Origin of the sequence: Planktothrix sp., assembly GCF_046067725.1 — a bacterium.
Taxonomy (GTDB): Bacteria; Cyanobacteriota; Cyanobacteriia; order Cyanobacteriales; family Microcoleaceae; genus Planktothrix.
Map to the genome: position 1 here is coordinate 1 of NZ_JBJUDF010000052.1, position 17,733 is coordinate 17,733.

Genomic DNA, 17,733 nt, shown 5'->3' on the forward strand with positions numbered 1-17,733 from the left:
GCTTTTGCCTTAATTGATAGCCTGAAACGTCACGGTGTTAAACATATTTTTGGCTATCCAGGGGGGGCAAATTTACCCATTTATGATGAAATTTATCGAGCCGAACAAGCCGGAGAATTACAACATATTCTTGTCCGCCATGAACAAGGTGCCGCACACGCCGCCGATGGTTACGCCAGAGCAACGGGTAAAGTCGGCGTTTGTTTAGCCACCTCTGGCCCAGGTGCTACTAACCTCGTCACCGGGTTAGCAACAGCTTACTTAGACTCGGTACCGATGGTCGCCATTACCGGACAAGTTCCACGAAGCTCTTTAGGGAGTGATGCCTTCCAAGAAATTGATATTTATGGTATTACTTTACCCATTGTTAAACATTCTTATTTAGTGCGAAACCCGGCAGATATTCCTCGCATTGTTGCTGAAGCCTTTTATTTAGCAAATAGTGGCCGACCAGGGCCGATTTTAATTGATGTTCCCAAGGATGTTGGGATTGCTAAAATTGATTATGAGCCTGTTGAACCGGGTCAAGTTAAACTGATTGGATATCGACCGACGATTAAAGGAAATCCTCGGCAAATTCATCAAGCGTTAAAGTTAATTCAAGAAGCCGAAAAACCTTTATTATATGTCGGTGGCGGAGCCATTACTAGCAGTGCCCATTCAGAAATTCACGAACTAGCTGAACGGTTTCAAATTCCAGTCACAACAACCTTAATGGGTAAAGGAGCCTTTGATGAAAATCATCCCTTATCATTAGGAATGTTAGGAATGCACGGCACAGCCTATGCGAATTTTGCCGTAACAGAATGTGATTTATTAATTGCTTTAGGGGTGCGGTTTGATGACCGAGTAGCCAGTCAAGGAAACGGTTTTGCGAAAAATGCTAAAGTGATTCATATTGATATTGATCCGGCAGAAGTTGGCAAAACCCGCACCCCCGATGTTCCCATTGTCGGAGATGTGCGTCAAGTTTTAATTGATTTGTTGCGTCACGTGCATGAATTGGGAGATAGTATTAACCCGGAAAAAACCAAAGCTTGGTGTCAACATTTAACTCAATTACGCTTAGAATATCCCTTAGAAATTCCCCATCCAGAACAAGGAATTTCTCCCCAAGAAGTGATTGTAGAAGTGTCTCGTCAAGCTCCCCATGCCTTCTATACAACAGATGTGGGACAACATCAAATGTGGTCGGCTCAATTTCTGAAAACCGGGCCGCGTCGATGGATTTCTAGTGGCGGTTTAGGGACAATGGGATATGGAATGCCTGCCGCCGTCGGTGCAAAAATGGCGTTACCCCATGAACCAGTGATTTGTATTAGTGGGGATGGAAGTTTTCAGATGAATATGCAGGAATTGGGAACAATTTCTCAATATAATATTGGGGTGAAAGCGATTATTTTAAATAATGGTTGGTTGGGCATGGTACGACAGTGGCAACATTTATTTTATGATGATCGCTATGAAGCAACAAACTTAGAAAAAGGTAGTCCGAATTTTGCTAAATTAGCCGATGTTTATAATATTCGCTCGATGAATATTTCTCGTCGGGAAGAGTTAAAAGATGCCATTACTGAATTATTAGCGTATAACGGCCCGATGTTATTAGATGTGCGGGTCACGCGCAATGAAGATTGTTTCCCAATGGTGGCTCCGGGTCACAGTAACGATGATATGATAGGATTAAAACCTGCCATGATAGAAACCAATGGTCATGGTCAGGTGTTAGGCTGTCCCAGTTGCGGAAGTTTAAATCCTGCTCATCATAAATGTTGTTCAGAATGTGGAGCGAAATTAACAGCTAATTTAGTTTTAGCTTAAAATTTTAAACCGATCAGACACTAGCTGTTCTGATCGGTTTCTACTGTGCACTTGCATAAATTGTTGAATGTTTTTTCTAAAATCGAACTATTCACTCACCCATTGACACGAAAGCCGAGAGTTTTCATCCTTAACCCAACGCGCCACTAATTGTCCTTTTTTTGCAAGGCTTTTGCTTTGGGTTTGAGTTAAAGTCGGCGTTTCTAAGGCGGGTTTTTCCAGATGGGGATGAGAAAGGGGTCTTTTCCAGTAAAGATTGATAAACATGGTTGCTGTTTCTCCATAAACTTTTATGTTTCTTTCTTAATTCCAATTTATCCTCTCCTGAAATGTTGTTACAAAAACGACAAATACTTTAACAGTTGTGTAAAGTTTTATAAAGAAATCGTTAAGAATTTCCAGGCAGAAAACGGGTGGCGTGCTAGAGCCGTTGAATCTGCTTCCAAGCCGTGATCACCCGTTGTAAAGGTTGGGGGAGAAATTTCACGTTTAAATCGGTATATTGCTATCATTGTTTCTGTGATTTCTCGGTGAAAAACTGCTTTGATTTCACCAATCTTAGGAACTTTTAGGTGTTCACCATTAATGGTAACATTCTGAGGATATTGGATTGATTGCTTGTGGTATTTAGATTTCAATCTAAAGTTCTTAGTTTTATAGATTGACAAAACAGTGATAATATGCTTTCAAGAAAAGAGCATCCCAGGAGCATGAATTTTAGGGATTAAACTTGCTAACTTTATAGATTTTCAAATCGATGATGGTCTTGGGATAATTAACTTACAGTAGCAGGGTGATGTGTCCTATGCACTCAAGGAGGATTATCGCTGAAGAATAAACCAACTTGAATGACTCAGAGGCATACGATGTAGACTCAATCCGGTAACATCCCTGTAGAAAGATGTGGTAGCGGGTTCGTTAATAGGGGTGAAAGCAGATCAACTCGAAGTTCCCATCCATGACTCGAGCTTCGATTCACCCCTAGACTTTTTTTTTCAAAACAGAAATAGTAGGGAAGAAACACTGTAACTGGAAATTAGAAATGTGTCAACAATTATTTTTAGGTACTTCTGTCGAGGTACTTATTGGCTCTATAATAAAATTGGGGGATAGCTTAGAGGAAATTTAATAATTTTTTATTATTTAAACTTTTTCAAAAATTTCATAATAATTAATCAAAATTTAATAAAAATAAGTTTAATTTATTGACTATTACTAATCATATAAATTTGAAATTCTGTGGAGTACATCCAGTGACCATCAACGGCTAAATGAAGAAAAGCATTAAAAATGGTATAATGAATAAACTCTGCGTAGGGGTAGAAAATATCGGTTCTTGTGCAGTCAAGGTGACATTAGAGCCAGGGTTGTATCACAATAAAAATAGATTGTGTCATTCTGCTCCGCTCAGAAAAAACAATGACTGAAAACATCTCAATTACTCAGGTTGACCTGTATTCCTAATCATCAAACTTCCGATGATGTCTCTATGAAACGTAAATGGCGCTATCAATTTTTATCACCCAATCGCCAGATTGTTCCCTATCTTGTTCTGTTAAGCACATTGCTGTTGACGGCGATCGCAACCTATTATGTGGAATCAACAGCACGCAACCAAGAGCAATTACGATTTGACTCTTCGATTCAACGCACGGAGAATCTGATCCGAGATCATGTTAAAACCTATATTGCCTTACTGCGGGCTGGAAGCGGACTATTTGCAGCCCTAGAGGATGTAGATCGAGAAGAATTTCGCGCCTACATGGAGCGGTTACAATTGCGGGAGGAATATCCGGGGATTCAAGGAATTGGGTTTACGATTCGCTTATCACCATCGGAAATCGATCCATTAACTAACCGAATGCAAGAGGAAGGAATCTCGAACTTTAAGATTCATCCCGATTATCCTCGACCGGAATATCATGGGATTATTTACCTTGAACCGTTAGATCAACGAAACCGAGCCGCCATTGGATATGATATGTTCAGTGAGCCTGTGCGTCGTAAGGCGATGGAACGCGCTCGTGATGGAGGTTTGCCCGCGGCATCGGGTCGAGTCACCCTCCGACAAGAAATTGATCAGAAAAAACAAGCCGGTTTTTTAATTTATTTTCCCATTTATCAAGGCAATTCGATTCCCCCAACGGTGATAGAACGAAGGCAAAAATTAATCGGATTTATCTATAGTCCGTTTCGGATGGGTGACTTGATGCAAGGTCTGTTTGGAAGTAATCCAGAGTTGTTTATTGATTTCAAAATTTATGATGGGTTAGCGGTGACTCCGGCCCATCTTCTGTATAATTCTAATCCTGAGTCTCCCGTTGGGTTTAAACCCCGATTTCAGCGAATGGTATTGATCGATATCGCGGGACAAACTTGGACAATTCACTATACTTCCCGTCCCGAATTAGATTTTAATTCTCAACAAATCATTGCTCCCTATATTGGTTTATCTGGGGGTATAGTGAGTCTAATTTTATTTGGATTAATGCGATCGCAAATTCAAGCTAGACGCACGGCTGAAAAAAATGCAACAGAATTAAAAAAATCAGAACAAGCGCTGCGAGATAGTGAAGCTCGATTTCAGGTTTTTATGGATTATAGTCCGGCGGTGGCGTGGATGTGCGACGCGACGGGTCGAATGTTATATTGCAGTGAAAGTTATATTAAAACCTTTAATGTTCCCGAACAACGGTTAGGAATAACGGTTTCTGATTTATTTTCCCCCGATTTAGCTTCAAAATTTTTAGAGAATATTTCGATTGTGGTGTCAGAAAATCGAGTGTTAGAAGGAATTGAATCGATCCCAAGGCGAGATGGCACAATTGGAGAATTTTTAGTGTATCAATTTCCGATTTGGGATACTGATGGACATCCCTTGGTGGGAGGTGTAGCCATTGACCGGACGGACAGTCGTCAAGCGGAAGCTTTATTACGTCGTTCGGAAGTGCAATATCGCACGATGATTGAACAATCTCCGTTGAGCATTTTAATTTTATCTTTAGATGGGTTGGTTCAGCGTGTTAACCGAGCCTGGGAAGATTTGTGGGGAATTTCAGGGGAAACAATTAAAAATTATAATATTTTCAATGATAAGCAATTAATTGAAAAAGATGTTCTGCCTTATATTGAACGAGGATTTGCTGGAGAAGGGGTCACGATTCCACCCATTTTATATGATCCTCATGAAAGTTTCCCTGGATTGTCCTGTTATGGTTATGCTCAACGCTGGGTACAAGCTTATATTTATCCGGTGCGAGATGAAGTGGGTCAAATTCGAGAAGTGGTTTTTATCTATGAAGATATTACAGAACGCAAACACGCTGAAGAAGAATTACAAGAAAGTGAATCTCGGTTTAGAACCTTAATTGAAACAACTTTTGATGGAATTATTATTCATGAAAATGGGATCATCTTAGATGCCAACCAAGGTGCTGCTATCATGTTTAATTGTTATTTAGGAGATATGATTGGAGCCTCGGTTTTAGAGTTTGTGACTTTTGAAACTGAAGATTTAACGTTAGACCGCATTCACCAGTATTTAGAAGCACCTCTGGAAGCGATCGGGTTAACCAAAGAAGGTATTAGCTTTAATTTAGAAATTATTAGTCGTCCCCATGTTTATAAAGGTCGTCAAGTTCAAGTGACCGCACTACGAGATATCACCAATCGTAAACAATTAGAATCTCAACTTCGTACCCGTGCGGAACAGTTAGCAGAAGCAAACCGCCTCAAAGATGAATTTTTAGCGACTCTTTCCCATGAATTACGAACACCTTTAAATGCAATGTTGGGATGGACACAACTGTTAATGTCTCGACAGTTAGATGAAGAAATCTTTAAGCGCGCCACAGAAACGATTAACCGCAATACCCGTGCTTTAGCACAACTAATTGAGGATTTATTAGATGTCTCTCGTGTGATTACGGGAAAATTACACTTAAGCCTAAATCCTACTTCTTTAATTCCTATTATTGAAGTGGCAATTGACACGGTACGTCCGGTGGCGCAGGCGAAAAATATTACGATTCATGCGGCTCTTGAACCTAATATTGGGATTATCATGGCGGATGGTAATCGTTTACAACAAGTGATTTGGAATTTACTAACCAATGCGGTGAAATTTAGTTCAGAAGGGGGAAGAATTGAAGTTAGACTCGGCAAATCTCAAGGCAAAGGTGAGGTTTCTAGTTCAGATTCTTTCTTTCAAAAACAGGAACAATTTTTAATACCTGAAGCCGAAAAATCTGAAAGTGTAGAATATGCAGAAATTCAGGTTAGCGATACAGGACAAGGAATTAGTCGAGATTTTTTACCTTTTGTCTTTGAACGTTTTCGACAGGCGGATGGTTCTATTACTCGTAAACAGGGGGGATTAGGATTAGGATTAGCCATTGTTCGTCATTTAGTTGAACTGCATGGAGGAACGGTTAGTGTTGATAGTCCAGGGTTAGGACAGGGTACAACTTTTACGGTTAAATTACCCTTGATAGCATCGGATTTGTGTGACGGAAATGATGATTTTGAAAATTTTATGAAGGATGATGATTTGATAGCAGAAAGCTGTTTAAAATTAAAGGGAATGCGAATATTAGTGGTCGATGATGAAGTTGATGCTCGTGATTTTGTCGCTCATATTTTACAAAATTGTGGAGCGGAGGTCGTGACAGTGGGGAGTACAGAAGAAGCACTGAATACTTTTAAAGCCAAGAGTAGCAGATCTCCATTTCAGATCTTAGTCAGTGATATTGGAATGCCGGGAGGAGATGGTTATTCATTATTGCGTCAAATCCGTTTGTTACCTCCAGAAGCTGGAGGTAAAATTCCAGCTTTAGCATTAACAGCTTATGCGAAAGCTGAAGACCGTCAAGAAGCATTTGCGGCTGGATTTGATGCTCATTTAGCTAAACCTGTAGAATCCTTTGAATTACTGTTTACCATTGCTAATTTAATGGACATTATTGGCTAATTAAATTAGCCAAGATTGTTGCTGATAACCCATATCCCAAAATAGATATTCCATTTTAGAGGTGAGGATAAAATGGTGTTTCATGGCGGCTTTTTGACTTTCGGTGAGAGATGCAGCCATGGTGTTGGTGACGTTTAAAACCGATTGTACAATCGCTTCAAATTCATCACTACTATAGGTATCAATCCATTGTTGATATAAGGGATTAATGGAACCTTTTTTCATTAAATCTTGACCGACTTTTAAATAAATCCAATAGCAGGGTAAAAAGGCTGCTATTGCTTCTGAATAGGGACGAGTTAAAGCGACTCGGATTAAATAGGAGGTATATAATAAACAATGAGGTGCGGGAGGGGTTTGATCAACGGTTTCGGGGTTTAAATTCCAAGTTTTAAAAAAACTTTCATGTAAACTTCGTTCTGCTAAAATTGCATTTCGAGCATGGTCACAAAACATTAAAAATCCATCATCATCGGCTTTAGTGCCTAAAATAGCTAATCCTCGACCAAAATCTTGTAAATATAAAGCATCTTGAATCACATAAAATTTAAAGGCAGATTCATCTAAGGAACCATCGGTTAATCCTTGAACAAAAGCATGGGATAAAATTTGAGCATAAATCGGTTCAATGGACTGCCAAAGGGTTTCTGTAAATTTCATCGATTTTAATTTCCAATTAACTTGAAGCACTGGTATAGAATTTTAAGGCAAATCGCCAAAATTTTGCCGAAATAATTAATAATCCTAAAGCTAGGAACCCTGAACCGATAACCCAAGAAATTTGAGTTCGATTTAAAATTGATTCGGCGGGAATGGTTGTTAAAAAAGCAACGGGTACAATAAAGGTAAAAAAGAAACGATAGGCGAGGGGATAAGCAACCATTGGATATCGTCCCGCTTCTAATAATCCCCGTAATACTTCAGTTACATTATAAATTTTAACGAACCAAATACTCATGGCTCCTAAGATAAACCAGATACTATATAAACTGATAATTCCAAAAAACAACGGCAATAAACTATCCAAATAATCTTGAATGCTTAAGTTTAGTTTACTGCCTTCATAAACAACAATTGAGACGCCAAAAATTAAATCAGGAGTTCCCCAAGGAGAGATCATTCGAGTCGATAGCCAAAATTGACTACTGAGAGGTTTAAGTAAGATAAAATCTAAGGTTCCATCTTGGACATGAGTGACAATTTTGTTTAAATTAGGAACTAAAAAAGTTGTGGAAATACCTTGTAAAATTGTAAAAATACCCATAACAATTAAGGATTCTTCCCAACTCCAACCTTCAAAACTATATCCGGTTCTATAAAATAAAGATAAACTAAAGATACTGCCGATTAAACTTCCTAAACTGGTGATAGCAGAAATTAAAAAATTAATTCGATATTCCAGTTCAGCCGCAAGTGCTGTTTGCCAAAATAAAGTTAAAATTTTTAAATATCGCTGCATAATTTATCAATTTTTAAGCTAAGATTAGGATAACATAGTTAACTTTAAATAACGGGTAGAGGCAAATGAGTTTTAACTTGAACCCAAGCTGGACTCTGAATTTGAGGATTTGAGAAATTTTAAATCCTGTATACAATGAATTGAGACTCTCTCGATTGACTGAACTTTTTAAAATTTGATACAATCATGATAAGAACAAAAAAATTTAAGTATGATGTGGGATCAAATTGCAGAACAGATTAGTCAAGCCACCGGAGAACGGTTTCAAATTAGCGATCGCCGATCCGTTGGTGGAGGATGTATTAATCAAGGATATCAGATTAGTAATGGCAAGAGCCATTATTTTATTAAACTTAATCAAGCTTGTGAATTTGCCATGTTTGAAGCCGAAGTTTTAGGCATTCAACAGATTGGGAAAACGCAAACCATTCGAGTTCCTCAACCCATTTGTTGGGGAATCTTGGGAAATTCTGCCTATTTGGTTTTAGAATGGCTGAATTTAGGCGGAAAAAGTCAAGCTTCAGCTTGGAAAGCAATGGGACAAAAATTAGCGTTATTACATCGGTGGACTCCCCCAGAAAATGAACCGGGTTATGAAAATTTTGGATGGGGTATTAATAATACCATTGGTTCAACACCTCAAATTAATACTTGGGAAATAAATTGGGCAAAATTTTGGCAAGAACATCGAATTGGCTATCAATTAAAACTGGCTAAACGACGCGGAGGACATTTTGAACAAGCCGAAAAATTACTGAATCTGATTCCAGATTTGTTGGCTGGACATGATCCGAAACCCTCTATTGTTCATGGCGATTTATGGGGAGGAAATGCTGCTGTTACGGCTGAGGGAGAACCGGTTATTTATGATCCTGCAACTTATTTTGGAGATCGAGAAGTTGATCTGGCGATGACTGAATTATTCGGTGGTTTTCCGCCATCGTTTTATCAAGGGTATTATCAAATCTTTCCCTTAGAGTCAGGTTATGAACAACGGAAAAAGCTTTACAATCTCTACCATATTTTGAATCATTTTAACTTATTTGGAGGAAGCTATGCAGCCCAAGCCAATCAGATGATTCGTGAGATTTTACGTTAAACGGTGGGTATACTTTATCAATCAACTCGATTGATTTTATTGTTAATTTTGCTTAATAAACTTAAAAGAATATATAGCACTACGCATGATGGGTTAGGACATTTTTGAATCCTGAAGTTTTTTCACTTCTTACTGTTCTCTAATCAATCAATTTGCATTTGAAGAGATTATAGAGATGACCACAAAAGTATTAACTGATCATTAATAACTGATAACTGTCTTGTCTAATGAATGATGCTCAACCTGATAGCCCGCTTGCGAATATCTTGATTGTGGATGATACACCGGATAATTTATATCTGTTGTCCGCAATGTTAACAGAACAGGGGTACGATGTTCGTTGTGTCATTAATGGTTCCGCCGCCATTATGGGAGCCATTACTGACCCACCAGATTTAATTTTATTAGATATTCGTATGCCTCAAATGAGCGGGTATGATATTTGTAAACAATTGAAATCTTCAGAACGTACCCGCGATATTCCTGTGATTTTTTTAAGTGCATTGAACGAAGTATTTGATAAAATTAAAGCCTTTGAAGTGGGCGGTGTAGACTATATTACCAAACCTTTTGAGATTAGAGAAGTTTTAGCGAGAATTAAAAATCAACTGAATTTACAAGCTGCAAAAATGCAAATTCAAAAGTTAAATTTTGAACTGGAACAACGAGTTAAAGAACGAACCAAAGAACTCGAACGAGCGAATTTACGATTACTGCACATGGCTTCCCATGATGCACTCACGGGTTTACCCAATCGAGTGTATTTTATGGAACGATTGATGGCTATTTTAGCGTATACCCATACCCATCCTAACTGTCAATTTGCCGTATTATTTCTCGATTGTGATGACTTTAAAATGGTCAATGATTCGTTAGGTCATTTAGCGGGAGATCAATTGTTAAAAGCAGTCGCAAGACGATTATCCGCTTGTATTAATCCTCATTATACCTTAGCACGATTTGAAGGAGATGAATTTACGGTTTTGTTAGAACAAATTGAATCCATTGATGAAGCCACCTTCTTAGCTCAAGCGATTCAACACGCTTTAAGTCAACCGTTTTTACTGTATCAACACGAAGTTTTTATTAATACCAGTATCGGCATTGTTTTAGGAACCGTTGATTATCAACAACCAGAACATTTATTACGAGATGCAGATACCGCCATGTATCAAGCGAAAGCATTAGGAAAAGCCCGTTATGAAGTTTTTAATCGGGATATGCACACTCGCGCCTTAACTCGTTTACAGTTAGAAAATGATTTGCGACGAGCGATTGAACGTCAAGAATTTATTGTTTATTATCAACCGATTATTTGCTTATTAACAGGTCGAATTAATAGTTTAGAAACCTTGGTGCGTTGGAAACATCCCCAACGTGGCTTAGTTCGACCGGATCATTTTATTCCCATTGCCGAAGAAACGGGTTTAATTATTCCCTTGGGATTATGGGTTTTAGAACAATCTTGTCGTCAATTAAAATATTGGCAAGACCAAGCCAAAGAACGAGGAGAAATCTTTGATATTAGCATTAGTGTTAATTTATCCGTCAAACAGTTTTCTCAACCGGGTTTAATTGAACATATTGATCAGATTCTGGAAAATTTTGGGTTAGAGAGTGAAAATTTAAAACTCGAAATTACAGAAAGTGCAATTATGGATAATCCTGAATTAGCAACCCAGCTATTTGAACAACTAAAATCCCGAAAAATTCAGTTAAGTTTAGATGATTTTGGAACCGGATATTCTTCCTTAAGTTATTTACATCGTTTTCCTTTAGATATTCTTAAAATTGATCGTTCCTTCGTTAGCAGTTTGGATTCCATGGAAAAAAATTTAGAAGTTGTTCAAGCCATTCTCAATCTCGCCCATCATTTAGGGATGAGTGTTGTGGCTGAAGGAATTGAAACTCCAGAACAACTCTCTTTACTTCGACTCTTGGGTTGTGAATTGGGTCAAGGTTACTTGTTTGCTAAACCTTTGGACGCAGAAGCGACAGAAACCCTATTATTATCTCATCCCCAGTGGTAGGATTTAGGGTTGGGTTTGAATGAAGGTAATCAGTTTAGCAGACCCTAGATAGCAATCCGCATTACAGTTAGGAGAATTCTAAATCCTCAACCCTTTTCACTGCTTACTGTTCCCTGTTCAAGTCGTGCTATAGAGTTTTAAGGAGAGTCTTGATTCACCCACAATGAAGCATTTTCGTGATTGAGTTCATTTTGTAAAATTTGGTTATAAATTTCGGGTAGATCACCCGTGATCATATTATCTTCAATTCCATACCCTAAACTTGTCCAGGTTCCTGATAATAATTTCAACACTTCATCGAGTCTATCTTCTCGTAATAATTGGGAAATATTAGCACCCCAAAACTTTTCATCTAATAACCAACGATAAACCACCGCATCTTGATATTCTGGTTCAAAACTATAGGGAAGCCAAAACCAAAATTGAGACGGTTTTGGATGGTAGCGTTCAGCTTTTTCATCCCAAGTTGTTTTTAACATTTGATAGCGCCCAGCGGCGGTGGTACATTTTCCTGTGTTGGGGCCTGTAACAATTTTAATACACTCATCAGGATGACGATCTAAATTTGAGACATATTTTCCCCCATATAAAACATAATAGGGGTCAGAATAACTCGATTCGCTGGCGGAAATGGTTCGCATCAACGCCCGAATATAGGGATCACCCCCCCGCATGACCAACGGTGGCCACTGGGTTTCCACCTGTTGATCAATTAAGGGTTGAAATTCAGATTTTCCTTGACAACTTCTGACGCCAATAAACGTTAAACCGAACAACAGTAAAACACTCCAAAACAGTCGCTTTCGGCGACGAAGTTGGTCTTTTCTTAGAGATCTTCCCATTAGTTTAATACACTGGCAAACAGTTGTTCAAAGGATTGTTGTGGAGCCTCTGAATTCGCCACAATTTCAACAATTTTATTGCGAGACACTTGACTAAATAAAGCTTCTACACAAACTTGAGCCACTTTCGTTCGAGGAAGACTTCCTTCAAATAAAGTATCGGCGGATTTCATAACAATATTATCATTATTATCTTCATTTTTCAACCCCCCAGGACGCACAATGGTATAGGTTAAACCGCTTTTTTGCAGATACTCTTCCCCTTGTTTTTTCCAGACCAAAATTAACCAAAATAAATTTAACGGGTGGAAAAATTGGGAAACACACAGAGAGGAAACTAAAACAAAATGTTCAATTCCTTGCGATTTTGCCGCATCCACTAAATTTTTTGTCCCTTGATAATCCACTTGGTAGGGCCCGGTGATATCAAAACTGGGTTTTGCACCTGTGGCACACAATACAACCGTACAATCTCGGATAGCGGTGGCTAAAGTATCAGGATTTAATACATCTCCTGTCACTAATTCCACCGTTGGTGGGAAAATTTGTTGCGCCGTTTCAATGTTCCGAACTAACGCCTTGACAGGGATTTCCCGCTTAACTAATTCAGCGACGATTCGGCGTCCTGTTTCTCCCGTTGCACCCGCGACCAATGCTTTCATGCTGTTAAATGTTTCTCAGTAGTAGTTAAGTTTTACAAACAACATCAAAATTTCCGTATATTCATTGTAGCGGTTTAAGATCAGACAGGGCATTCTGGAAATAGGAAAAAACTCTCGTAGGAGAACAGATCATGCAGTACGATATCGCTGAACCTCAACCCTCAAGAGGATCATATAACTCCATTGATGATTCTGTGATTCTCCCCAACGCCGAAGATGAAACGGATGCCAAACTAGATTCTCAAGAGCTCATGTGGTTTCATAGTCACTTTGAAGACTGTATGGAAATGTTCGCCGATCTCGATACCGTCGCTGAATATTTAGGTCAGCATAGCGGTTGGTTTTGTCGGTGTGCGTTACCGATGAAAACACAACCGTTAGGAAATAATGCTTATGATTTATTAATCGGACGATTTGGCGCTTTTGGCTATTTGGTGGAAGCTCGAATTGGGTTAGAATTAGTCCCACCGGATGATCAAGGAATTTATCGCATTCGCACCGTTCCCATACCGGGTTATACCGCTCCGGGTTATGAAGTTGATTTTCAATCCACAATGAAATTAGTGGATTTACCGACGGAAGAGTTTTGTCGTGAACGGGGGATTGAATTGAGTGAATGTCCCACCCCAATTACTGGAGCACAATGGCGTTTAGATTTGGCTGTTGGGGTACAATTTCCCAAATTTATCCGCACTAAATCTAAATCTTTACTTCAAAAAACCGGGGATACCTTACTCAAAAATATCGTTAAACAAGTGTCTCGGCGTCTGAGTGCCAAAACCCAACAGGACTTTCACAGTAGCCTGGGAATTCCTTTCCCGAAACAACGATTGTAAATTTTTTCTTGCTTTAGGGGCGGGATTGGTTTAAGATCTGCCATGATTTTAATGTTTGTTTTCTGTCCTTGACAGACCTGCTGGTTGAGAGTGGCTAAATCTCCTCTGACAGCAGGACAAACCATAACGATTAGTCCCATTAAGTTAGGGAATAGTCATTGTAAACTCGACTTTGGTTTGTTCAGCAGGGTCACAGGTTCTCAGACTAGCGTGGGAAGTGCGCCTAAGTATTCAGGAACGACCTTTCAAGTTCGAGCTAGGCTGCAGTCACGATTATGAGGAACGCTGAAGGAATGACAACACCACAATTTGACCAAACCCGCTTATCGCCATCGGAATTCAATGAGGAGGTTTCCACTTCGACGCCATTGGAGAACACATTGGAAATACCCGTAGCGGAAAAACCAATAGTTCAGAAACACATTCCATTGAAACTTCCGGCTTGGTTTTGGGGTTGGCCGTTTTTGTGGCTGATTATCTTTTTAGGGTTTGGAACAACGGCAACAGGTGCGCTCTTGTGGTTATTAACCATGCCTCCGGCTCCCAACTGCGAAGAAATCTCGGCTTTGTCTCCCGATAGTGAACGGTTATATTGTGCGGATCTCGCTACAAAGTCGGGTAAAATTGAGCCCTTACGTCAAGCTTTTACGTTAATTGCAACTTGGCCGGCTGACCATCCCCTTCAGGGACTCGCTCAACAAAAAATGAAACAATGGTCACAGGCTTTAATTGAAATTGCTAAACAGAAAATTGACACGGAGGGGGATTTAAAAGCGGCTTTAGAAATTGTGAAGATTGTCCCGAAAAATACCCCAGCCTATGAACAGGTGGAAATTGCCATTGAGGGATGGAAAAATAATTGGGATCAAGGGCAAAAAATTTATGATCAAGCTCTAATGGCAATGAAAGCTTTAGATTGGACAAAAGCTTTTGAGTATGCCCAAGGGTTATCACAATTAAATAATAGTCATTGGAGCGAAAAGCGATTTAATGAAATTATGGATCGCTTAAGCTTGGAACGTCAAGGCAATCAACGATTAAATGAAGCCCGGGAATTAGCCAAGGAAAAAACCCCAGAAAAATTGGCTGAAGCGATTGCATTAGCGAATCAAATTAATCAAAAACTTTATATTCATGCTGGGGCTGTTAAAGAAATTAAAAATTGGAGTCGGTCGTTACTGGATTTATCGGCTAAAAAATTAAAGGAAAAAAATATAGAAGGTTTAACGGAAATTGCCAGTTTAGTTCCAAGTTATTCTCCGTTGTATGCAGAAGCCCAAAATTTGATTTTAATGGGTCAAATTAAAGCCCTAACTTGGAATCAAGCTAATCGTCAACCGATTTGGCAACAAATGGCGCTGCTTTGGGAAGGACAAGCGGCTTTGGAGCAAATGGGCAATTATCGCCCGCCCTATGAGGAAGCCCAAGTGAAAACCGAGGAAGTCTCAGGACAAATTCAAGATTTGATGAATTTGCAGTTAGCGACTTTGGTGGCAAGTTTTCAGACGCCCTTGACGTTACAACTGGCGATTGATCAAGCTCAAATGATTACACCTCAACAACCTCGGCGAGTTCATGCTCAAACCTTGGTGGCTCATTGGCGCAAGGAAATTCAACGCTTAGAAGATCAACCTTATCTTGCTTTAGCCCGACGCTTAGCTGAAACCCAAACCCTAGATGGCTTCCAAACCGCCGTCCAGCAAGCGCGTCAAGTGGCGTTGGGACGTCCGTTACGGGTTGAAGCTCAAACGTTAATTGCTGAATGGACAAAACGGATAGAAATGATTGAGGATCAACCGATTCTCAATGAAGCCTTAGCGTTAGCCAAACAAGGAAACCTCAGTGCGGCGATTGATAAAGCGTCTAAAATTAGCTCTGGTCGAGCTTTGTATAAGCCAGCACGAGATAAAATTTCCGGTTGGGTGGCTCAAGTTCAAACGGCGGAAGATCGACCGATTTTGAATCGAGCTTATGATTTGGCTGAGAAGGGAAATCTGAGTGGGGCGATTGCAGAAGCGTCTCAAATTGGTTATGGTCGGGCTTTATATTCTGAAGCGCAAGGGGCGATCGCAAGTTGGGCAGCGGAACGAGATGCCGCAATTGCAGCAGAACAAGCTCCTGTAGAACAAACTCGCTTGGTGTCTGAAGAGTCCTATTATAACAATTCAGGTGATTCGGGCGATAGCGGTTATTCTAATTATTCTGAACCTAGCTATTCGGGCGATAGCGGTTATTCTAATCCAGCCCCGGATGCTGGCTATTCGGATTATTCTTCCACACCCGCAGAACCCGCACCCGCAGAACCCGCACCCGCACCTGCACCCGAACCCGCAGCCGCGGAACCTGCACCCGAACCCGCACCCAGTTCTACTACTGGAGACAGCGCACCCGACCCCAATTTATTTTTAGAATAGGCTAAACACAAAGGCTGGAAAACCCCAGGATTTTTGCCGAGTTGGAATTCACAGAGTCAAGTAAGAGCGATCGTTTGAGTTCTGTCGAACTCAAAAAATCGGCACTGGGCACAATTGACGTTAAGGAACAATAGAAAAGTGTTAACCCTAATCCAAAAACAACATTTTTTCCATGTTATTTCCTACTTATTCCTTTCTGATTTTCTTTATTCTTACCTTTAGTTTAGGAATTTCTTTAAAGAAGCAAGTTAATTTATATAAACCTTTTTTACTGTTAGTTAATTTAATATTTTACTTCTTTTGGGGGTTGAATTTCTTAAGTGGGTTGTTAATTAGCATTGGAATCAATTATGGGATTCTTTGGGGTTTAAAAAATAACTCTAAATTCTCTAAATTCTGGTTAATCTTGGGAATTACTTTTAATATTTTATATTTAGGAACGTTTAAATATTATAATTTTTTTGTTGATAGTTTCTTAGCAATATTTGATTTTTTACCCCCAGTTTCCAACTTTCAACCTTTAGAGATTTTAGTTCCAGTTGGGGTTTCATTCTATACCTTCAGAATGATTTCTCACCTCGTTGATTGTTATCGCAAAATCTTAGCATTTCCCCGATGGATTGATTATATTATTTATATTAGTTACTTTCCTCAAATTGCTGCGGGGCCAATTGCACGCGCCAAAGAATTTTATAAACAACTCAATTCTTCTCAAAAATATAATTATAAAATAGAAGAAGTGATTGTCTTAATTTTATCAGGACTATTTAAAAAATATACCTTATCTAGTTTTTTATTTAATTTTACTCAACTTCCGTTTTCTGATCCAAATTCCTACTCTCGTTGGGATTTAATCTTAGCTGCTATTTCCTATTCCTGTTTAATCTACGTTGATTTTAGTGGCTATTCTGATTTATCGAATGCTATTTCTAGTGTATTTGGATTTCGTCCCATTCAAAACTTTAACTCTCCCTATCGTGCCTTTAGTTTACAAGAATTTTGGCATCGGTGGCATATTAGTTTATCGGAATGGTTAAGAGATTATCTCTATATTCCCTTGGGGGGAAATCGACGAGGAAAAATCCGAAAATATTTTAATATATTTTTAACTTTTCTAATCGGAGGATTTTGGCATGGTGCTGGATTAAACTTTATTGTTTGGGGAGGACTTCATGGGTTAGGATTAGGAATTAATCATTATTTTAAAGAAGAAATATTTCCTAAAATTAATCAACCTCAAAATTCTATTTTATCAGTTTTAATCCAGATTTTGAATTGGGGATTAACCTTTGGATTTGTCACGGTGACTTGGATTTTCTTCCAATCTCCTAATATAGAAACAGCGTTGAATTTTATCCAAGGGATTTGGAATTCTCCGGTTCAGATCATCCAATTTAATGTATGGCAGCTTTACCTCGTGATTTTTATGATTTTAGTTTTGATTAATTTTTATGGAGAAGCAATTACGTTAACATTAATTCGCTTATTGTCTTTAAAAAATATCTTTTTTAGGGTTGTTTTAATTTCTGGATTTGTGTATTCTATTCTTATGCTTGGCCCTAATAGCGTTCCCCCCTTTATTTATTTTAATTTTTAATCCC

General features: G+C 39.0%; 13 protein-coding genes. 7 read left to right on the forward strand and 6 right to left on the reverse strand.

Features of this window, described 5'->3' with window-relative positions; all coding sequences use genetic code 11:
* The coding region (gene ilvB / locus ACKPEB_RS02820) for a biosynthetic-type acetolactate synthase large subunit (protein WP_408963269.1) at positions 1–1,821 on the forward strand (1,821 nt) is incomplete at its 5' end.
* A gap of 87 nt (positions 1,822–1,908) precedes the next feature.
* Here ilvB and ACKPEB_RS02825 read toward each other — a convergent pair.
* Positions 1,909–2,088, reverse strand: a complete 180-nt coding sequence (locus ACKPEB_RS02825) for a hypothetical protein (protein WP_408963270.1) — start codon at positions 2,086–2,088, stop codon at positions 1,909–1,911.
* A 107-nt stretch (positions 2,089–2,195) separates the two neighbouring features.
* Complete coding sequence (locus ACKPEB_RS02830; RefSeq protein WP_408963271.1) at positions 2,196–2,333, reverse strand: hypothetical protein; 138 nt, start codon at positions 2,331–2,333, stop codon at positions 2,196–2,198.
* 977 nt (positions 2,334–3,310) lie between these two features.
* On the opposite strand from ACKPEB_RS02830, the gene ACKPEB_RS02835 reads away from it, so the two are divergent.
* Positions 3,311–6,790, forward strand: coding sequence for a CHASE domain-containing protein (locus ACKPEB_RS02835; RefSeq protein ID WP_408963272.1), 3,480 nt, complete (start codon positions 3,311–3,313; stop codon positions 6,788–6,790).
* Here the strand turns inward: ACKPEB_RS02835 and tenA are convergent, their stop codons facing one another.
* The gene (gene tenA / locus ACKPEB_RS02840; protein WP_408963273.1) at positions 6,791–7,450 is read right to left on the reverse strand and encodes a thiaminase II; all 660 of its coding nucleotides are present in this window, start codon (positions 7,448–7,450) and stop codon (positions 6,791–6,793) included.
* A 16-nt stretch (positions 7,451–7,466) separates the two neighbouring features.
* Positions 7,467–8,249 carry an ABC transporter permease gene (locus ACKPEB_RS02845; protein WP_408963274.1) on the reverse strand — a complete coding sequence of 261 codons (783 nt, stop codon included), beginning with the start codon at positions 8,247–8,249 and terminating at the stop codon, positions 7,467–7,469.
* A gap of 214 nt (positions 8,250–8,463) precedes the next feature.
* On the opposite strand from ACKPEB_RS02845, the gene ACKPEB_RS02850 reads away from it, so the two are divergent.
* Entirely contained in the window at positions 8,464–9,348 is an 885-nt protein-coding gene (locus ACKPEB_RS02850) for a fructosamine kinase family protein (protein ID WP_408963308.1), read from the forward strand.
* Positions 9,349–9,575: 227 nt separating this feature from the next.
* Entirely contained in the window at positions 9,576–11,378 is a 1,803-nt protein-coding gene (locus tag ACKPEB_RS02855; protein ID WP_408963275.1) for an EAL domain-containing protein, read from the forward strand.
* A 137-nt stretch (positions 11,379–11,515) separates the two neighbouring features.
* Here the strand turns inward: ACKPEB_RS02855 and ACKPEB_RS02860 are convergent, their stop codons facing one another.
* On the reverse strand, positions 11,516–12,220 hold the full coding sequence (locus tag ACKPEB_RS02860; RefSeq protein WP_408963276.1) for a glycoside hydrolase: 705 nt from the start codon (positions 12,218–12,220) through the stop codon (positions 11,516–11,518).
* Positions 12,220–12,882: an NAD(P)H-binding protein gene (locus tag ACKPEB_RS02865; RefSeq protein ID WP_408963277.1), complete on the reverse strand. Its 663-nt coding sequence runs from the start codon at positions 12,880–12,882 to the stop codon at positions 12,220–12,222. The genes ACKPEB_RS02860 and ACKPEB_RS02865 overlap by 1 nt, the downstream gene beginning before the upstream one ends.
* A gap of 131 nt (positions 12,883–13,013) precedes the next feature.
* Between ACKPEB_RS02865 and ACKPEB_RS02870 the strand changes: the two genes are divergently transcribed.
* The 3 genes from ACKPEB_RS02870 to ACKPEB_RS02880 all read left to right on the forward strand — a co-directional run bounded on the left by ACKPEB_RS02870 (position 13,014) and on the right by ACKPEB_RS02880 (position 17,729).
* On the forward strand, positions 13,014–13,718 hold the full coding sequence (locus ACKPEB_RS02870; RefSeq protein ID WP_408963278.1) for a DUF1997 domain-containing protein: 705 nt from the start codon (positions 13,014–13,016) through the stop codon (positions 13,716–13,718).
* Positions 13,719–14,011: 293 nt separating this feature from the next.
* Entirely contained in the window at positions 14,012–16,132 is a 2,121-nt protein-coding gene (locus tag ACKPEB_RS02875; RefSeq protein ID WP_408963279.1) for a hypothetical protein, read from the forward strand.
* A gap of 172 nt (positions 16,133–16,304) precedes the next feature.
* Complete coding sequence (locus tag ACKPEB_RS02880; RefSeq protein WP_408963280.1) at positions 16,305–17,729, forward strand: MBOAT family O-acyltransferase; 1,425 nt, start codon at positions 16,305–16,307, stop codon at positions 17,727–17,729.
* Positions 17,730–17,733 lie beyond the last annotated feature (4 nt).